15 protein-coding genes are annotated in these 22,468 nt (G+C 71.3%); 4 read left to right on the top strand and 11 right to left on the bottom strand.

The window, feature by feature from the left end:
* Positions 1-21: 21 nt before the first annotated feature.
* The 4 genes from IL992_RS11165 to IL992_RS11180 are packed head-to-tail and all read right to left on the bottom strand — an operon-like array spanning position 22 to position 6,332.
* Complete coding sequence (locus IL992_RS11165; RefSeq protein WP_193203250.1) at positions 22-1,395, bottom strand: NAD(P)/FAD-dependent oxidoreductase; 1,374 nt, start codon at positions 1,393-1,395, stop codon at positions 22-24.
* Positions 1,392-2,681: an MFS transporter gene (locus IL992_RS11170; RefSeq protein ID WP_193203251.1), complete on the bottom strand. Its 1,290-nt coding sequence runs from the start codon at positions 2,679-2,681 to the stop codon at positions 1,392-1,394. The genes IL992_RS11165 and IL992_RS11170 overlap by 4 nt, the downstream gene beginning before the upstream one ends.
* A complete protein-coding gene (locus IL992_RS11175; RefSeq protein WP_193203252.1) occupies positions 2,678-4,327 on the bottom strand; it encodes a hydantoinase B/oxoprolinase family protein in 1,650 nt (549 codons plus the stop codon). Before IL992_RS11175 ends, IL992_RS11170 begins: the two co-directional genes overlap by 4 nt.
* Before the next feature lies 1 nt (position 4,328).
* Positions 4,329-6,332, bottom strand: a complete 2,004-nt coding sequence (locus IL992_RS11180; RefSeq protein WP_193203253.1) for a hydantoinase/oxoprolinase family protein — start codon at positions 6,330-6,332, stop codon at positions 4,329-4,331.
* 120 nt (positions 6,333-6,452) lie between these two features.
* Here IL992_RS11180 and IL992_RS11185 point away from each other — a divergent pair, with 120 nt between their 5' ends.
* A complete protein-coding gene (locus IL992_RS11185; protein ID WP_193203254.1) occupies positions 6,453-8,192 on the top strand; it encodes an ABC transporter substrate-binding protein in 1,740 nt (579 codons plus the stop codon).
* A 66-nt stretch (positions 8,193-8,258) separates the two neighbouring features.
* Here IL992_RS11185 and IL992_RS11190 read toward each other — a convergent pair whose 3' ends face one another.
* From IL992_RS11190 to IL992_RS11210, 5 genes are all read right to left on the bottom strand, one after another.
* Entirely contained in the window at positions 8,259-8,819 is a 561-nt protein-coding gene (locus IL992_RS11190; RefSeq protein WP_193203255.1) for a histidine phosphatase family protein, read from the bottom strand.
* A 457-nt stretch (positions 8,820-9,276) separates the two neighbouring features.
* Positions 9,277-10,425: an acyl-CoA dehydrogenase family protein gene (locus IL992_RS11195; RefSeq protein WP_193203256.1), complete on the bottom strand. Its 1,149-nt coding sequence runs from the start codon at positions 10,423-10,425 to the stop codon at positions 9,277-9,279.
* A 1-nt stretch (position 10,426) separates the two neighbouring features.
* Complete coding sequence (locus IL992_RS11200) at positions 10,427-11,320, bottom strand: hydroxymethylglutaryl-CoA lyase (protein WP_193203257.1); 894 nt, start codon at positions 11,318-11,320, stop codon at positions 10,427-10,429.
* Positions 11,311-13,260 carry an acetyl/propionyl/methylcrotonyl-CoA carboxylase subunit alpha gene (locus IL992_RS11205; RefSeq protein WP_193203428.1) on the bottom strand — a complete coding sequence of 650 codons (1,950 nt, stop codon included), beginning with the start codon at positions 13,258-13,260 and terminating at the stop codon, positions 11,311-11,313. Before IL992_RS11205 ends, IL992_RS11200 begins: the two co-directional genes overlap by 10 nt.
* Before the next feature lie 186 nt (positions 13,261-13,446).
* Positions 13,447-15,021, bottom strand: a complete 1,575-nt coding sequence (locus tag IL992_RS11210; protein WP_193203258.1) for a carboxyl transferase domain-containing protein — start codon at positions 15,019-15,021, stop codon at positions 13,447-13,449.
* Between the two features lie 46 nt (positions 15,022-15,067).
* Between IL992_RS11210 and IL992_RS11215 the strand changes: the two genes are divergently transcribed.
* Positions 15,068-15,658: an SACE_7040 family transcriptional regulator gene (locus tag IL992_RS11215; protein WP_319018482.1), complete on the top strand. Its 591-nt coding sequence runs from the start codon at positions 15,068-15,070 to the stop codon at positions 15,656-15,658.
* Between the two features lie 13 nt (positions 15,659-15,671).
* Here the strand turns inward: IL992_RS11215 and IL992_RS11220 are convergent, their stop codons facing one another.
* Entirely contained in the window at positions 15,672-17,750 is a 2,079-nt protein-coding gene (locus IL992_RS11220; protein WP_193203259.1) for a BTAD domain-containing putative transcriptional regulator, read from the bottom strand.
* A 102-nt stretch (positions 17,751-17,852) separates the two neighbouring features.
* On the opposite strand from IL992_RS11220, the gene IL992_RS11225 reads away from it, so the two are divergent.
* The gene (locus IL992_RS11225; RefSeq protein ID WP_193203260.1) at positions 17,853-18,530 is read left to right on the top strand and encodes a cupin domain-containing protein; all 678 of its coding nucleotides are present in this window, start codon (positions 17,853-17,855) and stop codon (positions 18,528-18,530) included.
* A 71-nt stretch (positions 18,531-18,601) separates the two neighbouring features.
* Here the strand turns inward: IL992_RS11225 and IL992_RS11230 are convergent, their stop codons facing one another.
* Positions 18,602-20,815 carry a thiamine pyrophosphate-dependent enzyme gene (locus IL992_RS11230; RefSeq protein ID WP_193203261.1) on the bottom strand — a complete coding sequence of 738 codons (2,214 nt, stop codon included), beginning with the start codon at positions 20,813-20,815 and terminating at the stop codon, positions 18,602-18,604.
* A 205-nt stretch (positions 20,816-21,020) separates the two neighbouring features.
* Between IL992_RS11230 and IL992_RS11235 the strand changes: the two genes are divergently transcribed.
* Complete coding sequence (locus IL992_RS11235; protein ID WP_193203262.1) at positions 21,021-22,370, top strand: hypothetical protein; 1,350 nt, start codon at positions 21,021-21,023, stop codon at positions 22,368-22,370.
* The last annotated feature ends 98 nt before the right edge of the window (positions 22,371-22,468 follow it).

Below are 22,468 nucleotides of genomic sequence, written 5' to 3' on the forward strand. Positions count from 1 at the left end.
GCCCGGCACCGTCGGTGACAATCAGTCGCGGCGGGCGACCTTGTCGGCGATTCTGGCGAGGGGCGAAGAGGTCACCCGTCCGGCGACCACTTCCTGACGATCGGCCTCGCGGTAGGCCATGTACATCCCTTGCACGCCCAGCCAGCGCAACGGCTCGGGCTCCCACTTCCTGACCTTCCTGCCCACCCAGGGCAGCCTGGTCAGCGTCGTGTCGGCGCCCAGAACGAGGTCGCGGAGCGTGCGGCCGGCGAGATTCGCCGTGGCCACGCCGTGCCCCACATAGCCTCCCGCCCAGCCGAGTCCCGTGCGCCGGTCCAGCCCGACGGTGGAGCACCAGTCACGGGGCACGCCGAGCACGCCGGACCAGGCATGCGCGATCTCGGCGTCGGCGGTGGACGGGAACAGCCTGACGAGCGCGTCCCGCAACTGCCGTACGGTCGCCGCCCGGGTTCGGCCGTCGTTGTCCGTCCTCGATCCGAATCTGTAGGGCCAGCCCCGCCCGCCGATCGCGATCCTGTCGTCCGCGGTCCGCTGCGCGTAGATGTACGCATGGGACACGTCGCCGAGCAGTTCCCTGCCCGTCCAGCCGATCCGCGCCCAGAACCGCTCCCCGAGCGGTTCTGTGACGATCAGCGAGGAGTTCATCGGCAGCCAGGTGCGCCGCTCACCCGGCAGTCCGGCGGTGAATCCCTCGGTCGCCCTGATCACGAACCGGGCCTTGACGGTCCCGTACGGCGTCTCGGCCGTGTGGGGGGCGATTCCGGTCACCGGGGTGGACTCGTAGATCTCGACGCCCAGCCCCTCCACGGCCCGTGCCAGCCCTTGGACCAGCTTGGCCGGCTGGACCCGGGCGCAGTGCGGGGTGTAGGACGCGCCGAGCGCACCGGCGACGCCGATCCTGGCGACCGTCTCCTCCGCGTCGAGCAGCACCACGTCGTCGTCCCACGCCTGGGCGGTGACGACCTGCTGACGCAGCCTGGGCAGCTGGGCGGGTGCGTGCGCCACGCGCAGCATGCCGTTCTTCACGATGTCGGCCTCGATCCCCTCGGCGGCGGCCACCGCGACGATCTCGTCGACGCTGCCGTTCATCGCCCGCTGAAGGTCGAGGACGGCCTGCCGGCCGTGCGTGGCGGCGAAGCGCCGCCGTGACCCGGCGAGGGCCGCCGTGATCCAGCCGCCGTTGCGACCGGAGGCGCCGTAGCCGGCGAAGCTGCGCTCGAGGACCGCGATCCGGAGGGCCGGATCGCCCTTCTTCAGGTAGTACGCGGTCCACAGGCCGGTGTAGCCGCCGCCGACGATGCACACGTCGACGTCGAGGGACCGGTCGAGCGGCCTGCGACGGCTGGGCAGGCCGATCTCGCGATACCAGAACGACACGCCTCCGTTGACGGTCACCGCGCCACCCCCACGGCAGGAGCGGGCACGGCCGCGCCCTCGCGGACGCGCCCGATGCGCAGGCAGACCAGCGTGAACGCGTAGAACAGCACGGTTGTCAGGGCGACCGGCCAGTAGTGGCCGCCGGTCCACTCCAGCGACGCGGTGGAGAACAGCGGCACGACGCCTCCGCCGATGGCCCCGGCGAGCTGGTAGGACAGCGACATGCCGGTGTAGCGGACGCGCGGCGCGAACAACTGGGCCACGTACGCCGCGCCCACCGAGTAGGTGGCGGTCACGCCGATGAGCCCGACGCCGACGCCCACGCAGAGCCAGAAGGCGCTGCCGGTCCCGAAGAGCCAGAACGGCGGCACCGCCCAAAGGAGCCCCGCCACGGCGCCCCAGCCGATCACCTTGGCCTTGCCGTGCTTGTCGCCCATGGCGGCGAAGACGAACATGAGCGCCGCCTCGACCACCGCTGCCACGATCTGCCCGGCCAGTGCGGTGGATTTGGGCAGGCCCAGCTGAGTCGTGGTGTAGGCGAGCATGAACGTGGTGAGCAGGTAGTAGGCGACGAAGCCGCCCGCGAAGATGCCCAGGCCCACCACGATCTGCCGCCATGAGGTGCGCAGGCACTCGACGATGGGCAGCGTGTCCGATCGCGTGGACTTCTGGAAGTCGGGGGTCTCCTCGATCCTCAGTCGCACCAGGAAGCCCACCACGACCAGCACGATGGAGACGAGGAACGGGAGACGCCAGCCCCAGCTCTCGAACTGCTCGGCGGTCAGCAGGCCGTTGAGCACGGTGAACATGACGGTGGCGAGGAGCAGCCCGACCGGCGAGCCGATCTGCGCGAACGCGCCGAAGAACGAGCGCCGCCGCGCAGGCGCGTGCTCGACGGAGATGAGCGCCGCGCCGCCCCACTCACCACCGACCGCCAGGCCCTGAACGAAGCGCAGGACGACGAGCAGCAGAGGTGCGAGCGCGCCGATGCCGCTGTATGTGGGCACGCAGCCGACCAGGAAGGTCGCGGTGCCCATCATGAGCAGCGTCCAGACAAGCGACTTCTTACGCCCGATCCGGTCCCCGAAGTGACCGAACACGACGGCGCCGAGTGGCCTGGCGACGTAGCCGACGGCGTACGTGGCGAATGCCGACAGCACGCCCGCGATCGGAGACAGCGTGGGGAAGAACAGCTTGTTGAAGACCAGCGCGGACGCGGTCGTGTAGATGAAGAAGTCGTACCATTCGATGCTCGTGCCGAGCGCGGACGCGAGTGCCACACGGCGCATCTGCGGTTTCGTCATTGGGGGGTCTCCTTCACGATCAAGCCGTCCCTCAGGTCGGCCTCGCGGTCTGCCACCGGCCTCTCGGCGGGCGGGCCGTAGCCTCCGCCTCCGCCGGTGCGCAGGCTGATCCGTTCACCGGCGGCGAGCTTGACCGCGTCGATGTGGGACAGCCGCTGGATGGTCCCGTCGGACCTGGTCACCTCGAGCCCGCCGGTGGCGCCGTCGCCGCCGCCGAAGAGGCCGCGGGCGCCGTAGCGGTGCCGGTCGGAGTAGGCGGAGAAGGTGACGCCGTCCCTGGTCGCCTCGTACGTACGCACGAAGCCGAGGCCGCCGCGGTTGCGGCCGTCGCCTCCCGAGCCGGGGACGAGGGCGAACTCCGTCACCCTGAAGTGCGAGTAGTCGATCTCCAGCGCCTCGACGGGGGCGCTGGCGCAGTTGGAGATCGGATTGTCGAGCCCGTCCGCGCCGTCCTGTCCGGGACCCGCGCCCCAGCCGCCGCCGAGCACCTCCAGGACCACCTGGTATTCGTGGCTGTCGGGGTCGAGGTAGCTGAGCGCCGCGGCGCTGGTCGTGTCGTAGCCCGTGGCCACCACACGGTCGGGCAGCGCGTCGGCGAGCGCCCGGATCACCGCGTCGAACGCACGGCTGGCCGGGGTGAGCCTGGCCCGGACGGCGGCCGGCGCGGCCGGGTTGAGGATCGAGCCGTAAGGGGCCTTCACCGTGATGGGCCGGTTGCAGCCCTCGTTGAACGGGATGTCCTTGTCCCTGAGCAGGCCGCGGATCGCACTCTGCACAGAGGAGACCGTCGAGGCGAACGGGCAGTTGAGGTTGGCGCCGACCTGAGGGTCGGTGCCGGCGAAGTCGACCTCGATGTCGGAGCCCCGCACGCGGACGGAGACCCTGACGTGGTGCCGATCGCCTCCCCAGGACGACGCGTCGATGATCTCTTCGGCGGAGTAGTCGCCGTCCGGGATCTCGGAGATGGAGTCACGCAGCCGCCGCTCGGCGTAGTTCTGCAGTTCCTCCATCACCGCGAAGGTGAGCTCGGCCCCATGTCTGGAGACCAGCTCGCGCAGCCGTTCCGCGGCGACGCTGTTGGCCGCGAACTGCGCGTTCAGATCGCCCACCACGAGGTCGGGAACCCGGACGTTGAGCCGGAACAGCTGCTCGACGAAGCCGCCGTGCCAGTCACGGGAGACCGAGAACGGCCGGCCGGGCAGGCGCAACCCCTCCTGGAAGACCTCCTTGGCGTTGATGGTCAGTCCCGGCTCGCCGCCTCCGATGTCCACGTGGTGCGCGACACTGGCCGCGAACCCGACGAGCAGGTCCTCATGGAAGACGGGTGTGAACAGATAGATGTCCTGCAGGTGCTGACCGCCGTTGAAGGGATCGTTGTAAAGGATCGCGTCGTCGGCCGTGAGAGTGCGCGGGTCGTTGCCGGCCAGCACGGCGGCGATCGCATGCGAGATGCCGGCGGTCATGATGGGGATGGCCTCGGCCTGGCTGACCACGTTGCCGTGTGGATCGACGAGCGCCACCGCGTAGTCCCGTGCCTCCCGCACGACCGAGGAGAACGCGGCACGCCGCAGGTTCGCCGCCATCTCCCGGGGGATCGCCGCCAGCGCGGTGCCGACGATGTTCAGGGTGACCGGATCGACCGTCATGTCAGGCTCCTCGCGTCAGCAGCAGGTTGGTGGCGTCGTCCACGGCGGCTGTCCAGCCGGGCGGCACATAGGTGGTGGCGGAGTCCTCCTCGATCACCGCGGGTCCGTTGATCGCGAAGCCGGGCGGCAGCCCCGCCCTCCACAGGAACGCGCAGGTCTGTTCCCTCCCGTCGATCACGACGGGCAGGTCCTCGCGGCGCGCGGAGCCTTCCACCTGTACGGCGGGCAACGCCGTGTCGCGCCGGGGCAGCCGGAGGGTGAGCCGGTAGGTGACGACCTGAACCGGCTTGCCCCGAGTGGCATGGCCATACCTGAGGGTGTGGGCATCGTGGAACAGCTCGGCGGCCTCGGCCGGCCCCGATCCCCTCGGCACCGGGACCGTCAGCTCGAAGCCCTGGCCCCGGTAACGCAGATCCAGCTCGTGTTCGACGAGCATGTCGTCCGGGTTCATGTCCTGGGCGGCGATCTCGGCGCGGGCGTCGGCGAGCAACTCGGCGAAGACGTCGTCGAGCTCGCCCGGTGCCAGCTCGTGCAGGTCCGCCACCCGGGTGACCGCGAAGCGGCGCTGGAAGTCGGAGCTGAGCAGGCCGTACGCGGACATGAGGCCGGCGTGCGGCGGGACCAGCACGGTCCTGATGCCCAGCTCGCCGGCGACCGCGGCGGCGTGCAGCGGGCCGGCGCCGCCATAGGCGACGAGCGTGTGATCGCGAGGGTCGTGACCGCGCTCGGTGGAGACCAGCCTGATCGCTCCCGCCATCGCGACGTTCGCGATGCGGAAGACGTCCTCGGCGAGCTGGGCGGGCGTACGTCCCAGCGGACCGGCGAGCACGTCGAGCGCCCGCACGGCGGCCGGCCGGTCGAGCGCGTGCCTGCCGCCGAGGAAATGACCGGGACGGATCAGTCCGCGGGTGACGTTCGCGTCCGTCACGGTCGGGACCGTTCCCCCTCGGCCGTAGCACGCGGGACCCGGGTCGGCGCCGGCGCTCCGCGGGCCGACCTGGAGCATGCCGCCCGGATCGAGCTGGACGATGCTGCCGCCGCCCGCACCCACGGTGGCGATGTCCACCATGGAGAGCTTGACCGGAATCCTGTCGATCATGGACTCGTTGGTGATCTGGGGCCGGCCTCCCGTCACCAGGCAGACGTCGGTGCTGGTGCCGCCCATGTCCATGGTGACGATGTCGCCGATGCCCGCCGCGGCGGCGACCGCGACGGCGCCGGCAACCCCGGCGGCCGGGCCCGAGAGCAGCACGTGGATCGGCCGCCGCCGTACGTAGGCGGCGGGCACCACACCGCCGTTCGACTGCATCATCGACACCGCGCCCATGCCACGCTCGGCGAGGGAACGCTCCAGGCGGCTCAGGTAGCTGTCGACCGTCGGCTTGACGAAGGCGTCGATGGTGGTGCTGCTGGCCCGCTCGTACTCGCGGAACTCCGCCACGACCTCGCTGGACAGCGAGACGTCGAGGGCGGGCGCGACCTCGGCGGCGAGCTCACGGACCCGCTGCTCGTGGGCGGGGTTGCGGTAGCTGTGCAGGAAGCACACGGCGATCGAGGTGACGCCGAGCCCGGCCAGCTCGGACACCGCTTCACGGACGGCCTGTTCGTCGAGCGCGACCAGCGGCTTGCCGTTCGCGTCGAGCCGCTCCGGCACCTCGCGCACCAGCTCACGCCGCACGAGTGGCCGCGGCTTGCGGTAATGCAGGTCGTACATCACGTCGCGGTCGTGCCGTTGCAGCTCAAGGACGTCGCGGAAGCCCTGAGTGACGATGAGGCCGAGCTTCGGTCCCTTCCGCTCGAGGACGGCATTCGTGGCGACCGTGGAACCATGCAGGAGCGGCGTACCGGACAGGTCAACCGTCTCCAGACGGGAGATGGCCTCCAGCACAGCGAGGGACGGGTCGGCCGGGGTGGAGAACACCTTCCCAGTGGCGACAAGCCGTCCGACGTCATCGAGCAACACCAGGTCGGTGAAGGTTCCGCCGCACTCCACGCCGAGTCTCATCGCAGTCCTCTCTGTCGATTGGAGAAACGGTCACATGGCCTACTATCTGCGGCAATACGTCGATTACCCTATGGACAACCCTTGCCGGGACCGCACCGCCTGAAGTACGAGGAGACGCCCGTGGATGTGTCCTCCCTGCCGGGGATGGCACGCGTCTGCGCCGACGGCACGGTGATGCGGCTGGACGACATCGGCGTCGACCTCTCCGGCAGGCCGATGCTGGTAAGGGCGGCGATCGCGCTGTTGCGGGCGGGACGCGACGCCCTCACCTTCCTGGAGGTCGAGCGGGACGAGTGCTGGACGCACGTCTCGATGACGGTCGCGCGCGAGACGGACGACGTGGTGGTGTCCGCGGTCGAGGTGCCGCCGCCGTACGGGCTCACCCCGCGCGAGCTCGACGTGCTGACCCTCCTGGCCGGAGGGCTCACCAACACCGACGTGGCGCATTATCTGGGCACCAGTCCGCGCACGGTTTCCAAACAGGTGGAGAGCGTGCTTGCCAAGCTCGGCCAGGCGACCCGCAGCGGCGCCGCCGCCTTCGCGGTCGACCACGGCCTTCTCCGGCTGCCGCTCCCCGGCCGCTGTCCGGAACTGGCCGCCCTCGCGGTGGGTGCCGTGGACAAGCTGATGCACACCGCGGGGCCCCTGCCCGCGTTCGCGACCTTCGGGGTGGTGCCACGCCGGCCGGTCGCGGTCGCGCCGCACGAAGTCGGGCTGTTGCTGCCGCTGCTGGGCGCCTCGGGGGACGACGGCGAGCAGATGCGCCGCGGAGCCGAGCTGGCCGTTGAGGAACTCAACGCGCGCGGCGGCGTGGCGGGCAGGCCTGTGCGCACCTATGTCACCGCTGTGGACGCGCTCGACGCCGAGTCGGTCTCGGCGGGCCTGGCGGAGCTCGCGGCCAGGGAGGTGTCGGCCATCGTCGGCGGCTATCTGCTGACCGACGAGCGGGCCTCGTACGAGATCGTGGCCGACTATGGCGCGCCCTACCTCAACATCGCCACCAGCGATCTGCAGGCCGCGTGGGTGCGGCAGGAGCCGGACAGGTTCGGCCGGATCTTCCAGACCGGCCCCACTCGCGGCAACTACGGCAAGGGCTTCGCCCGTTTCCTGCACGAGCTCAGACCGCGTCGGCGGAGTGTCGGCTTCGTCGAGACCACGATGCCGGACACGCAGGCGTTCAACGAGGAGACCTCGCGGCTGATCGAACAGGCGGGGCTGACCATCGACTTCGTCGTCAGGCTCACCCCGCCGTACGACGACTGGAACGAGGCGCTGCGCGCCATCCGCACCCACACGCCGGGCGCGGTGATGATCACGCATCACCTGGCAGAGGAGGCGGCCGCGTTCCAACGGGAGTTCGTGCGCGAGCCGTCGCCGACGCTGGTCTACATGGTCTACACGCCGGCCGTACCGCAATTCCTGCGGTTGGCCGGGAAAGCGGCGGAAGGCGTCGTGTGGGCGACCGTCACCGGCCTCTACGGCGACAGCCGGGGTCGCGCCTTCGTCGACCGCTTCACCAGGAAGTACGGCGCCGCGCCGGGCAGGGCCGTGGCGAGCGCGGCCTACGACCAGATCAACCTGCTGGCCCTGGCCTGGGCATCGTGCGGGCGCCCCCAAGATTTCGACGCCGTCGCCCGCGACCTGCGCGCACTCGTCTACCGCGGCGTCAACGGGGTCTACGACCTCGACCGGGGCGGGCAGACCAGCGTGGCCTTCCCCGACGAGATCGCCGACCCCTCGCTCGGTCAGGCGCACCTCATCTTCCAGGTCCAAGGCGGCGCACACCGGATCATCAGCCCCACGCCCTATGCGGAGGCGACGTTCCGCCAACCGCCGTGGATCGGCCCATCGACCGGCTGAGGCGGCACGGGGATCGGGTAGCGGCGCGCAGCGGACGACGTCGGCGGCGCCCGCACCGATGGAGGATCAGTCTCCGGACCCGCGCCAGCCGGTGGGTAGCGTGTAATGCCAGCCCTCGCGCCAGTCGAAGGGGGCGTCCACCAGGTCTTCCAGGTGCGCGCCGGTCAGCAGGCAGTCCAGCGCCCACCTGTTGGCCGAGTGGGCGATGACGAGCACGCGGGCGCCGTCCCAGTCGGCGGCCAGATCACGCAGGAAGCTCTCCGTGGCCTCGACCACCTGGCGGTAGCTCTGGCCGCCGGGAAAGGGCACGTCGATGTGCGCGGCCCGCCGGGCGGCGACCAGCGAGACCGGCCCGCCGTTGAGCGGGCCGTAGTCGCATTCGCGCAGCCGTGGATCCAGGTGGATGGGGATCGGCGTGCCCTCGAACGCGATCCGGGCCGTCTCCACCGCACGGTGCAGGTCGGAGACGAACACGGCCGCGAGGCCCGTGTTCCCGCGCCGCTCGCCGAGCTCGGCCGCGAGCCGCCGCCCTGCTTCGGAGAGCCTGCCCGGCAGCCATCCCGTGGCGATGCCCCTCCCGTTGTCCTCCGTGATCGAATGTGTCTCGTACACGATCTCGACCGCCATGCCGGCCCTCCGTTCCCCGCAGGCACCCACGGTGCTCGACGCCCCGGACAGGTTTCCGGCGTTTCGCCACCCGCTGAACCCCTCCGGCGTCCTTCAGCTTCGTGACCGGCCATAGTCGATGGAATCGGGGACGGCGTGGCAGCCCTCCTCGCTCAGCCAGTGACACCACGGGCGTCACGTGCACGTGCGATGAGAGTGCCGAGGCGGTGAGGGTCGACGTGGCCTTCTGCCGGGTGCGTGCCACGAGGCCAGAAGGCACGCAAGGCCGAGCCGTGAACGTTCTGGTAGTCCAGGAACAGTACGAGGCGTGCGGGGGTCACTACTCTCTGATACCAGGGTTCGCCACACCGCACGGAAAAATCCCCGCCGGTCCCTTGGGACGACGGGGAGGAATCGAAGTCAGTCGACCAACGGGCACACGGCCGGGGGCGAGTGATCCGGACCAGGCGGAACGGGCTCAGGCGGGCAGGCCGAGTTCGCGGGCGATGAGCATGCGCTGGACCTCGCTGGTGCCCTCGCCGATCTCCAGGATCTTCGCGTCCCGGTAGAAGCGGCCGACGGGAAACTCGTTCATGAAGCCGTAGCCACCGAAGATCTGGGTGGCGTCGCGGGCGTTGTCCATCGCGGCGTTGGACGACACGAGCTTGGCGATCGCCGCCTCCTTCTTGAACGGCAGACCGGCCAGCATGCGCTCGGCGGCGTGGTAGTAGGCCAGCCGGGCCGTGTGCACCCTGGCCTCCATATCGGCGATCTTGAACTGCATGGCCTGGTAGCGGCCGATCTCCTGGCCGAAGGCCCGGCGCTCCCGGACGTACCGGAGGGACTCGTCCACGCAGCCCTGGGCGAGGCCCACCGACAGCGCGGCGATGGCCACCCGGCCCTCGTCCAGCGTCTGGAGGAACTGCGCGTAGCCCCGGCCGCGCTCGCCCAGCAGGTTCTCCTCCGGCACCCGGCAGTCGGCGAACGACAGCTCCCGGGTGTCCGAGGCCGACCAGCCGACCTTGGAGTACTTCTTCGACACCATGAAGCCCGGCGTGCCCGACGGCACCAGGATCGTGGAGATCTCCGGCCTGCCCTCCTCCCTGCGACCGGTGATCGCCGCCACCGCGACGACGCCGGTGATGTCGGTGCCCGAGTTGGTGATGAACGCCTTCGAGCCGTTGATCACCCATTCGCCGCCGTCGAGGACGGCCGTGGTGCGCATGCCGCCCGGCACGTCCGACCCGCCGCCGGGCTCGGTCAGCCCGAACGCCCCGAGGGTCTCCCCCGCCGCCATCTTCGGCAGCCACCGCTGCTTCTGGGGGTCCGTGCCGAACCGCAGGATCGGCATCTCGCCCAGCGAGACCGCCGCCTCCAGGGTGATCGCCACCGAGGAGTCGACCCTCGCCAGCTCCTCCAGGGCCAGGCACAGCGCGAAGTAGTCGCCGCCCATGCCGCCGTACTCCTCCGGGACGGGCAGGCCGAACAGGCCCATCGCGCCCATCTTGCGGACGATGTCGTACGGGAACTCGCACCGCTCGTAGTAGTCCCCGATGACGGGGGCCACCACCTCGCGGGCGAACTCCTCGACCGACTTGCGCAGTTCGACGTGCTCGTCGTTGAGCATCTCAAATCTCCTTGGCCAGAGCCTGGACGACGCGGGAGGGGCTCGGCCGGCCCAGGATCTCGGCGAGCCAGAGGCTGGTGGCGGTCAGCGACCTGACGTCCACCCCGGTCTCGACGCCGAGACCGTCGAGCATCCAGACCAGGTCCTCGGTCGCGAGGTTGCCGGTGGCGCTCTTGGCGTACGGGCAGCCGCCGATGCCGCCGGCGGAGGAGTCCACGACCGTGATCCCCCGCTTGATCGCGGTGAGCGTGTTGGCGAGGGCCTGCCCGTAGGTGTCGTGGAAGTGGACGGCCAGCCGGTCGGGCCCGACGCCGGTCTCGGCGAAGGCGTCGAGCAGCGCCTCGACGTGCCGGGGCGTGCCGACGCCGATCGTGTCGCCCAGCGACAGCTCGTAGCAGCCGAGGTCGAGCAGTCTGCGCCCGACCCGTGCGACCTGCTCGGGCGCGACCGGTCCCTCCCAGGGGTCGGCGAAGCACATCGACACGTACGCCCTGACCCGCATGCCGTGGGCGAGGGCCCGTTCGACGACGGGGGCGAACATCTCGAACTGCGACTCGACGGTCCGGTTCAGGTTGCGCTGGGCGAACGACTCGGTGGCGCTGCCGAAGATCGCGATGTCGGTCACCCCCTGCTCGAGCGCGCGGTCGAGACCCCGCTCGTTCGGAACGAGCACCGGGTAACGGACTCCCGGCACCCGGGGCAGGCTCTCCAGCAGTTCGCCCGCGTCCGCGAGCTGGGGCACCCACTTGGGGTGGACGAAGCTCGTCGCCTCGACGGTCGTCAGCCCGGCCTCGGCCAGTCGCCCGATGAACTCGCGCTTGACCTCGACGGGCACGACGGCCGACTCGTTCTGCAGGCCGTCGCGCGGGCCGACCTCGTAGATCGTCACTCGCACGGCGTCACCCTCGCCAGGACCGCGTCCAGCTCCACCGTCTGCCCCGGCCGGGCCCGCAGCTCGGCGAGCACGCCGTCGGCCGGCGCCGTCAGGGTGTGTTCCATCTTCATCGCCTCCACGACGACCAGCGGCTGCCCCGCCGTGACCCGGTCGCCCTCCGCCGCCTTCACGAGCAGCACCGTTCCCGGCATCGGGCTGCGTACGACCCCGTCGCCGGCGAGCGCCCCGCCCTCCCGGTCCTTCGGGTCGCCGGGATCGTGCCGGGTGACGGGCCATGCGCGGCCACCCTCGGCGAGCCACACCGTGTCGCGGTTCCGGGCCACCGCGTACCTCCGGGTGACGCCACCGAGGGTGACCGTCGCCTCATCGGAGCCGGTCCACTGCAACCGCGCACGACCGAGTGAACGATCGTTAACTTCGATCTCCGCGTCATCGGCGGCGCCCCGCACCCGTACGGGCACGCCGAGCCGGTGCACGGTCCAGGCGGGCTCCCCGACGCGCCAGCCGTCCGCGACGTCCCACGGGTCGTCCGTCGTGCGCCCGGAGACGTGGAACCCGGCGTGGAAGACGAGCGCGGCCGCCGCCAGCACCTCGTCCGGCACCCCGCCGGTCACCAGGTCGCCGAGCCGCCGCTCGACCAGCCCGGTGTCGAGCCGCCCGGCCGCGACCTCCGGGTCGGCCAGCAGCGCGCGCAGGAACCCGATGTTCGTGGTGACCCCGAGGATCACGGTCGAGGCCAGCGCCCGGTCGAGGGCCGCGAGCGCGCCCGCCCGATCGGGGGCCCAGGCCACCGCCTTGGCCAGCATGGGGTCGTAGTCGCTGCCCACGGCCGTCCCTGCGGTCAGCCCCGAGTCGAACCGCACGCCCTCGCCCGCGGGCTCGCGCAGGGCGAGGATCCGGCCGCCGGTCGGCAGGAAGTCGCGGGCCGGGTCCTCGGCGTAGACGCGGGCCTCGACGGCGTGACCGCGCAGGCGCACCTCGTCCTGCGCGAACGGCAGCAACTCCCCCGCCGCGATCCGCAGTTGCAGTTCGACCAGGTCGAGGCCCGTGACCATCTCGGTGACCGGGTGCTCGACCTGCAGCCGGGTGTTCATCTCCATGAAGAAGAAGTCACCGGGATGGGAGCCGGGGACGATGAACTCGACCGTGCCGGCGCCGACGTAGCCGACCGACCGGGCGGCCTGCACCGCCGCCGCCCCCATGCGGGCCCGCGTCTCGTCGTCGAGCAGCGGCGAGGGCGCCTCCTCGACGATCTTCTGGTGGCGCCGCTGCAGGCTGCACTCACGCTCGCCGAGGTGGACGACGTTCCCGTGGCCGTCGGCCATGACCTGGATCTCGATGTGCCGGGGCCGGTCCACGAACCGCTCGATCAGCAGGGTGCCGTCCCCGAAGGCGGCCGTCGCCGTACGGCGGGCCGACTCGACGGCCGCGGCCAGGGCGTCGGCGGACTCGACCCGCAGCATGCCCTTGCCGCCCCCGCCCGCGGACGGCTTGATCAGCACGGGGAAGCCGATGCGCTCGGCGACCTCGGCCAGGTCGTCGTGCGGTTCCGCGCCGCCGGGCACGACCGGCACACCCGCGCGGGCGACCGTCTCCTTGGCCCGGATCTTGTCGCCCATGGCCTCGATGGCCCCGGCCGGCGGGCCGACGAACACCAGGCCCTCCTGCGCGCAGCGCTGGGCGAACTCGGCGTTCTCGGAGAGGAAGCCGTACCCGGGATGGACGGCATCGGCGCCGCTCGCCCGGGCGGCCTCGACGATCGCGTCGATGTCGAGGTAACCGCGCGGGAGCCGTACGGCGAGATCGGCCTCGCGCACGTGGCGGGCGTCACGGTCGGCGTCGCTGTGCACGGCGACGGCGCGGATCCCCATCGCGCGCAGCGTACGGATGATCCGGACGGCGATCTCGCCCCGGTTGGCGATCAGGACACTGGAGAACATCACGAGAGAACCCGACGCAGTGAGCGGAGTGAGCGGTGAGGAACGAGCCGCTCGCGAAGCGAACGAGGAGCTGGTGAACGAGTCATCAACACAGCGAGAACCCGACGCAGTGAGCGGAGTGAGCGGTGAGGAACGAGCCGCTCGCGAAGCGAACGAGGAGCTGGTGAACGAGTCATCAAGACTGCCTCACATCCGGAAGACGCCGTAGCCGACGGGTTCGAGGGGGGCGTTCGCGGCGGCGCCGAGCGCCAGGCCGAGGACGGTCCTGGTGTCCACCGGGTCGATCACCCCGTCGTCCCACAGCCGGGCGGTCGAGTAGTAGGGGTTGCCCTGGTGCTCGTACTGCGCCCGGATCTCGTCGGCGTCGGCGTCGCCGACCATGGTGAGCACGGTGGCCGCCTGCTCGCCGCCCATGACCGAGATGCGGGCGTTCGGCCACATCCACAGGAAGCGGGGCGAGTAGGCGCGGCCGGCCATCGCGTAGTTGCCCGCGCCGAACGAGCCGCCGATGATCACCGTGAACTTCGGCACCCGGGCGCAGGCGACCGCCGTCACCATCTTCGCGCCGTGCTTGGCGATGCCCCCGGCCTCGTACGCCTTGCCGACCATGAAGCCGCTGATGTTCTGCAGGAACACCAGCGGGATAGACCGCCGGTCGCACAGCTCGATGAAATGCGCGCCCTTGAGCGCCGACTCACCGAACAGGATGCCGTTGTTGGCCACGACGCCCACGGGGTGCCCGTGGATCCGGGCGAACCCGGTGACCAGGGTCGGGCCGTACTCGGCCTTGAACTCCAGGAACCGGCTGCCGTCGACCACCCGGGCGATCACCTCGCGCACGTCGTACGGCTGCCGGGTGTCCTGGGGGACGATGCCGTACAGGTCGCGGGGGTCCCACAGCGGCGGCTCGGCGGGCGCGACCTCCCAGGGGCGGGGGCCTCCCGGGGCGAGCGTCGACACGATGTCCCGCACGATCTTCAGGGCGTGCGCGTCGTCCTCGGCGAGGTGGTCGGTGACGCCGCTGACGCGGGCGTGGACGTCGCCGCCGCCCAGTTCCTCGGCGGTGACGGTCTCGCCGGTGGCGGCCTTCACCAGCGGCGGCCCGCCCAGGAAGATCGTGCCCTGGTTGCGGACGATCACGGCCTCGTCGCTCATCGCCGGGACGTACGCCCCGCCCGCGGTGCAGGAGCCGAGCACGGCCGCGATCTGCGGGATGCCCCGCGCCGACATGGTGGCCTGGTTGTAGAAGATACGGCCGAAGTGCTCGCGGTCGGGGAAGACCTCGTCCTGCTTCGGCAGGAAGGCGCCGCCCGAGTCGACCAGGTACACGCACGGCAGGTTGTTGTGGAGGGCGACCTCCTGGGCGCGCAGGTGCTTCTTGACCGTGATCGGATAGTACGTGCCGCCCTTGACGGTGGCGTCGTTGGCCACGATCACGACCTCGCGTCCGGCGACCCGTCCCACGCCGGTGATGATCCCGGCGGCCGGGGCCTGGTCGTCGTACATGCCGGTGGCCGCGAGCGGGGACAGCTCCAGGAACCGCCCGCCGGGGTCGAGGAGCGTGTCGACGCGGTCCCTGGGCAGCAGCTTGCCGCGCTGGACGTGCCTGGCCCTGGCCCGCTCGGGGCCGCCTCGCGCCGCCACCGCGAGCCGTTCCCGCAGGTCCGCCACCAGGCGTTCGTTCGCCTCCGCGTTGCGCTTGTACGGCTCGCCGCCCGGGTCGCACCGGCTCTCCAGCACCGGCCAGTCACTCGTGCTCATGCTCGGATGTTAATCATCATTAACAGACTCCGTCTACCATGGTGCCGTGCAGACTGGGAGGACCGTGAAGACCCCTACCCGCAATCGGCGGGCCGAGATCCTCGAAGCGGCGGCGGACCTCTTCGCGGCGCGCGGCTTCCACGGCGTGTCCATCGAGGACATCGGCACGGCCGTGGGCGTGTCGGGGCCGGCGCTTTACCGGCACTTCAACGGCAAGGAGGCCCTGCTCACCGAGATGCTGCTCGACATCAGCGAGCGGCTGCGCGAGCAGGGGGCACGGCTGGCCACCACCGCCGACCCGGACACCGCGGAGGCCGCGCTCGACGCGCTGCTGTCCGGGCACATCGAGTTCGCGCTGACTCACCCCGCGCTCATCCGCGTCCACGAGCGCGAGCTGGACAACGTGCCGGAGCAGGCCCGCCGGGCCATCCGGCGGCTGCAGCGGCTGTACGTCGAGGAGTGGGTGACCGTGCTGTCCGAACTGCACCCCGCGTGCCCGCCCGCGCGGCTGCGCGCCGCCACGCACGCGGTCTTCGGCCTGCTCAACTCCACCCCGCGCAGCGCCGGGGAGCTCGCCCCCGAGGCCATGGCCGACCTGCTCCACACCATGGCCCGCGCCGCGCTGTCCCGGTTGTAGGAGTCCGCCGCGCTCATCGGGACGTCACGACGCGCGTGCCGGCACGACTGTAGGTGTTGTCCGCGGCGTACTCGTACACCCCGAAGGTCCCCTCCGTGACGTCCCCGTTGCTGTCGAACTCGATCCGCCCGCTCAACCCGTCGTAGTCGATGTCCAGACCGGAGCGGACGAGGGCCGAGCACTCCCGGTAAGACGTGCATCTCCGACCACCCGAACTGACGTCCCTCAGCCGCGCGGCCACGGACTGGCCGAGATCCCCCCCGGCCGCCTCCGCTGCGAGGGCTCCCAGGATCACCGCGTCATAGGCCTCCGGGCCGTAGCCGAGATCGCCGAGGCTCGGATCCATCGCACGCATCCGCCGGGCGAACTCTTCGCCGGCGTCCGCACCGGCCAGCGTCCCCTTGGCACCGAGCAACGCCCCCCTGGGCAGATCCGCCGAGTAGTCGGAGAGATTGCCGTCCACCAGATACCAGTGCTGGGTGCCGGCCGTGACCCCACGCCGCCTCAGTTCCTTGACGATCTCGGCCGTCTCCTCGAAGCCGATGAGCACCAGCGCGTCCGCCTTCTCCCGGGTGACGGTGTTCAGCGGCTTCGCGAAGCGCGTTTCGTCCTCGTCGTACGTGACCTTCCTGACCACGCGGCTCCCGGTCCCGGTGATCGCCGACTCGATTCCCCCGATCACGCTCTCCGAGTAGGGGTCGTCGAGGGCCGTGATCGCGACGGTGCGGTCGTGGTTCTCCGCGATCAGCCGGCCGATCGCACGTCCTTGCAGGTCGTCCCCGGGCGCCGTACGGAAGTAGAGGCCGCGGTCGTAGGCGGAGGTGAGCAGCGACGAGGTGTTGGAGGGCGAAATTATCACCGCCCCCGCCTCGGTGACCTGATCGAGGATGGTCAGGGACACGGTGTTGGACACCGCGCCCACGATGAGATCCGCCTTCCGGGCGAGCAGATCCGCGACGGCGGACGACGCGATGTCCCGTGCCGGGTCGCCCGAGTCCGACCGGACGAGGCGCACGGGCCGCCCGAGCACGCCACCCGCGGCGTTGACGTCCTGGACCGCCAGGTCGGCTCCCGCGGCCGTCGCGGCCCCGAGGAAGTAGAGGGACCCCGTAACCGGCAGCAGGGTCCCGACGGTCAGGACGCCGTCCCCCACCGCCCCCTTCGCCATCTCGACCCGTGCGGGTGTGGGCGGGCTCCCCTTGGGCGAGGAGCCCCGCAGCCCCAGCGCCGCCGTCACCGCCACCAGCACGCCGAGACCCGCGACCAGGATCGGCCTGACCCGGCGGCGTACCCGCCGGGGCGAGGGCACCATCGCCGGCGACCGCGTGGACCCCGGGCCGGTCGGAGCCGGAGAGACGCCCCTCGGCTCGCCGGTCAGGATCGCCGACTCGATCGCGCGCAGTTCGGGCCCGGGATCGAGTCCGAGTTCCTCGACGAGGACGCGCCGGGCGTTCCGGTATGCCTCCAGGGCCTCGGCCTGGCGGCCGGAGCGGTACAAGGCCAGCATGAGCTGTCCGTGCAGCCGTTCCCGCAGCGGATGCGCGGCGACCAGGCCACGCAGTTCTCCGATCAGTGGGCTGTGGCGTCCCAGGGCCAGTTCGACGTCGATCCGCTCCTCGACCGCGGCGGCGCGTTCCTCCTCCAGCCTGACCGCGTACTCGTGGGCCCTCCCGCTCAGGTCCGCACCGCCGAAGACCGGGCCGCGCCACAGTGCCAGTGCGTCCCGGTACGCCGCGGCGGCGGACTGGAGGTCCCCCGTCCGCCGCCGCCGGGCCTCCGCGAGAAGATCCTCGAACCTCCGCGCGTCCAGCTCATCGGAGTCGAGGGTCAGGGCGTAGCCCCGGTTGACGGAGACGATGCGCGCGCCGTCCCCCAGGACACGGCGTAACTGGGCGACGTACACCCGAAGGTTGTCCGCGGCGGACGGCGGCGGGTCGGACGGCCACACCGCATCGACCAAGCCGTCCAGGACGACCGGCTCGTTCGGACAGGTGACCAGCGCGGCGAGCAGCGCACACGTCTTCGGTGCGGTCAGCCGTACGGCCTCGCCGTTCTGCCGGATCTCGATCGGTCCCAGGATGCGAAGCAGCATCACGCCCCTTGCTGGTCAATGCTCTTATACGGGCGGTTATACGCGATTCGCAACGCCTCTTTGCCACGCTGCGGGAAACGCCGCGATCTCCGTGGAGGCATCGTGATCCGATTCATCGCACCGCTCCTGGCCGCCCTGTCCGTGACCGCCGCCGCGCAACCACCGGCCTCCGGGCCAGCCGCGAGCGAACTGAAGGCCGCGCTCATCGGCTCGAAGGCCGGCTACGCGAAGGTGCACACCGTCGCCGCCCGCGCATCGAGATTCGCCTCCGGCGGTACGGCCGTCGCCGACTGGGCCTTCAGCGCTCTTCCGGCGCGATGCAGGACCGCGGCCACCACAGGGCTGCTCTGGGATCCGAAGGTCGTCGCCCGTTTCCCCAAGAGCCCCGCCGCCGTGGTCGAGTTCAGCGGCAGACACGCGCTCGGCGAGTCGCTGATCTCCGTCCCGGAGTCGCTGCCGGACTCGCTGTTCCACGTCCGGGTGCCCAGGGGGTGTGCGAGCGTGCGGGTCGCCTACCAAGGCAGACGCGTCAAAGTGAAGATCGCCCCGCTGACCTCCGCCGAACTGCCCGACATTCCCGGCGCCTCCGTCAGCGGGGTGAAGACCACTCTCCCGCCCGGCCTGTGGGGACACGACAAGGGCGCGCAAAAGGTGCTGATCGTCGTGCGGGACGGGAATCTCGTGCTGGAGACCTACGCGGATGCCTTCGGACCCGTGGGGGACGTGTCGCGCGACTGGACGACCGCGTCGTGGGCCAGGGCGATGGCCCGGCTGACGTGATACACGGTTGAGATGATTCACGGCTTCCGGCCCGGAACGGCCTGGGCGCGCACCACCTGCCCCCGCCCGGGTCAGGCGAGCAGTTTGCGGGCGGCGCGTTCGATGTCGGACTCCGACAGCAGGACGGTGTCGGCGGCCGGGCCGAGCGGCACGAAGCTGTCCTGAGAGGTCACCCGGGCGATCGGACCGCGGAAGCCGTTGTCGACGAGCGCCGCGATCACGCTCTCGGAGACGCCGCCGCTGTGGCGGGTCTCGTCGGCGATCAGCACGCGGCCGGTCAGTTCGGCCGCGCGCATGAGGTCGTCGACCGGCAGCGGCGACAGCCACCGCAGGTCGAGCACCCGGCAACCCATGTCCTCCGCCGTGAGCTTGACCGCCGCCCGCAGGCTCATCCGCAGGCCGTTGCCGTACGTGACGATGGTCAGGTCACGGCCGTCGCCGTAGGGGCGGGCGCGGCCGACCGGGACGTGCGTCTCGGCCCAGCGCGCCGGCGGCGCGTACGGCGCGAGCCAGCCGCCATCGCCCTCCTCGAAGAGGTCACGCGTGTGGTACAGCGCGATGGGTTCGAGGAACACGCAGACGCCGCCGTCCGCGCGGGCGGCGGCCAGGCAGGTGCGCAGCATCGCGGCCGCGTCGTCGGGCCGCGCCGGAGACGCGACGATCACGCCGGGAATATCGCGCAATGCGGCAATTGAGTTGTCATTATGGAAATGTCCCCCAAAGCCCTTTTGATAGGCATATGAGGCGACTCGCACGACCAGGGGATTGCGATACGCGCCCTGCGAGAAGAACTGCATGGTCGACGCCTCGCCGCGAATCTGATCAAGCGCGTTATGCAGGTAGGCGAGGTATTGGATCTCCGGCACCGGCAGCAGCCCCGACACCCCGGCCCCGAGCGCGAGGCCGAGGATGGCCTGCTCGTCCAGGAGCATGTCGAAGACCCGCTCGGCCCCGAACCTGCGCAGCAGCCCGCGCGTCACGCCGTACACGCCGCCCTTGCGGGCCACGTCCTCGCCGAACACCAGGACACCGGGGTCCAGCGCCATCGCGTCGGCCAGCGCGCGGTTGACCGCCTGGGCGACAGTCAGCCTGCCCTCCTGCTCCGGCAGCGTGGCGAAGGCGCGCTCGCGCGCCTCGGCCGGCGCGGACCGCGTGGCCTCGGCGGCCACCGCCGCGGGACGGCGCGGCGCGAGCGGGGCCATCACCTCCGCCGCCGTCGTGAGCCGGGGCCGCCGCGCGCACTCCGACGCCAGCTTCAGCACGTGGTCGCGCTCGGCCTCGTAGCGCGCGAGCAACTCGTCGGGCTCGGCCAGGCCCGCCTCCACCAGCAATCGCGCCGTACGGACGAGGGGGTCGCGGTCCAGGTCGGCGGCGATCTCCCGGCGGGTGCGGTAGCCGATCTCCACGTCGGAGCCGGCATGGCCCATCAGGCGCACGGTGCGCAGGTGCAGGAACGCCGGTGCGCGGTTGGCGCGCACGTGCTCGACGGCGCGCAGCGCCACGTCGTAGGTCTCGGCGAGGTCGCAGCCGTCGGCCTGGAAGTACTCCAGCAGGGGGTGCCTGGCCTGTGCGACCCACTCCGGCGGCGTCTTCACGCTGATGCCGAGGCCGTTGTCCTCGCACACGAACAGCACCGGGATCTGCAGCCCGCGGAAGCGGCCGTACGCGGCGGTGTTCAGCCCGGTCAACGCGGAGGCGTGGTTCATCGACGCGTCGCCGAAGCTGCAGACGGCGACGGCGTCCCCGGGCCAGGGTGAGGGCAGCCCGAGCATGCGCGCCCGCTCGATCGCGAAGCCGACGCCGACGGCGCGCGGCAGGTGACTGGCGATCGTGGAGGTCTGCGGAATGACGGCGAGGCCGGGGTGGCCGAACACCTTGTGCCGGCCGCCCGCGATCGGCTCCTCGGCCGACGCCGCGATCCCCAGCAGCACGTCACGCAGCCCCTCCTCGGCCAGCCGCCCGGCCTGAGCAGAACGGGTCAGGTAGAAGGCGCCGGACCGGTAGTGCAGGAGCGCGGGGTCGTCCACGCGGAGCGCGGCGGCCACGGCGGCGTTGCCCTCGTGCCCCGACGACCCGATCGTGTAGAAGCCCTCGTCGCGCTCACGCATGACGCGGGCGGCGACGTCGAGGAGCCGGCTGCCGAGTTGCACGGCGAACAGTTCACGGCACCGTGTCCCCGTCAGGCCCGTGCCCGGCCGCACCGGCAGGTCCGGATCCCGGGAGGGTCCGGGGGTCAGCGCCCCGACGGCCTCGGCGAAATGCGTCTCCACAGCGTCCCGAACCACAGGGCCGATTATGTCGCACGATGCACGCTCCGTCCCGCACAGCGACAACTCCGCACACCAGCGGTGATGGATCATGCCTTTTGACACAAATCGATGACGATAAGTCAGAGCACTCAACCATCGCCGGTATTCGCCCGTCTACTCGTTATGAATGACGTGGCACCCTCAGGCCGCGTTCAACCACCGGGAAGGATGGTTCACCGGAATGTTGAAACGCATCCATGCCGCGATCGCGGCAGTGGCTCTGGGAGGGGCGGCCCTCGTCGCGCTCCCGGCCACCGCCGGCGCGGCGACGGCGGCGGGTCCCAGTGACCTGACCGTCTCCCCCAATCCAGTGGTCGTCGACAGCGGCGCGGGCACGACGGCGACCTTCACCTACAAGGCGTCCGAGAAGGGCGCGGCGAGGCTGGTCGACCGCGACGGCCGGATCGTGACGCTGGACCCGGCCCCCGCGGCATCGGGCCCCACGGGCTCCGGCGCCTACACGGCCAGGTACGGCTTCACCTTCAGGGACGAGCCGGGCGTCTGGAAGCTGCAGGTGCGCGCCGACGGCGGCATCGCGACCAAGGAGTTCCAGGTCCACTGGACCACCGACCTCGACTTCGACGCGGCACCGGACGTCGTCGACCGGGGCGACCGGATCAGGCTGACCGGCGCGCTGACCTACCGGGACGGCGGCGGCCGGCAGGCGTACGACGGGCAGCGGGTGTACCTCGCCTTCAAGCCGGTCGGCGGCTCCTACAGCCGGGTCGGCTCGGTGACGACCGACCGGCACGGCCGCTTCTCGGTCGACCGCAGGGCGGACACGAGCGGCTGGTGGCGCGCCGAGTTCGAGGGCGCCTCCGACGCCGAGCCCGCGACGAGCGACAGCGACCGGGTCGACGTCAGGGCCCAGGCCAGCCGCACCCGGATCACCGGATTCGACGCCTCCCCCGAGCCCGTCGACGCCGGTGACGCGCTGCGCCTGCGCGGCCGGCTGGAGATCTCCGGCTTCGCCGGCTGGAGCGGCTACCCGGGCCGGCAGGTGAAGATCCTGTTCAAGCCGGCCGGCGGCTACCGCTGGCAGTACGTCACCTCCGACTGGACCGACTCCGACGGCCGCTTCTTCGCGGACGTCACGGCCAGGACCTCCGGCTGGTGGCGGGCCGAGTTCGACGGCGCCGGCGGAGCGGGATACTCGGCGAGCGCGACCGACTACGTGACGGTCCGCGTGCCCCGGCCGACGCCTCCGCCCGCGCCCAAGGCCGACACCCGGGTCGTCAAGTTCAACGCCGCGCCCGAGCCGGTCAGGTATCACAAGTACCTCACCTTCCGGGGCGAGCTCCAGGCCTGGGACGACGGCTGGGAGGGCTACGGCCACCAGCGGGTGACCGTGTGGTTCAAGAAGGCCGGCGGTTCCTGGCACTACGTCAAGACGCTCTGGACGAACAGCACCGGCAAGTTCTGGGGCAAGACCAAGGCGTCCGCGTCCGGCTACTGGAAGGTCGTCTTCGCCGGGAACGGCGAGGCCGATCGCTCCACCAGCCGGAGCGACTGGGTGCGCGTGAAGCGCTAGAGGATTCGCCAGAGGATCACTGAGCCGGCCCGGGGCGTGGCCCACGCCCCGGGCCGGTTCGCGCTCACCCACCCGTACGGGGAACTCGGACGGGGAAC

Source organism: Microbispora sitophila, assembly GCF_014892245.1.
Classification (GTDB): Bacteria; Actinomycetota; Actinomycetes; order Streptosporangiales; family Streptosporangiaceae; genus Microbispora; species Microbispora siamensis.

Bases quoted from the DNA above. Each gene is read 5' to 3' on its own strand.
- IL992_RS11170 (WP_193203251.1), bottom strand. From the start codon at position 2,681: ATGACGAAACCGCAGATGCGCCGTGTGGCACTCGCGTCCGCGCTCGGC.
- IL992_RS11175 (WP_193203252.1), bottom strand. From the start codon at position 4,327: ATGACGGTCGATCCGGTCACCCTGAACATCGTCGGCACCGCGCTGGCG.
- IL992_RS11180 (WP_193203253.1), bottom strand. From the start codon at position 6,332: ATGAGACTCGGCGTGGAGTGCGGCGGAACCTTCACCGACCTGGTGTTG.
- IL992_RS11190 (WP_193203255.1), bottom strand. From the start codon at position 8,819: ATGGCGGTCGAGATCGTGTACGAGACACATTCGATCACGGAGGACAAC.
- IL992_RS11195 (WP_193203256.1), bottom strand. From the start codon at position 10,425: ATGCTCAACGACGAGCACGTCGAACTGCGCAAGTCGGTCGAGGAGTTC.
- IL992_RS11205 (WP_193203428.1), bottom strand. From the start codon at position 13,260: ATGTTCTCCAGTGTCCTGATCGCCAACCGGGGCGAGATCGCCGTCCGG.
- IL992_RS11210 (WP_193203258.1), bottom strand. From the start codon at position 15,021: ATGAGCACGAGTGACTGGCCGGTGCTGGAGAGCCGGTGCGACCCGGGC.
- IL992_RS11220 (WP_193203259.1), bottom strand. From the start codon at position 17,750: ATGCTGCTTCGCATCCTGGGACCGATCGAGATCCGGCAGAACGGCGAG.
- IL992_RS11235 (WP_193203262.1), top strand. From the start codon at position 21,021: ATGTTGAAACGCATCCATGCCGCGATCGCGGCAGTGGCTCTGGGAGGG.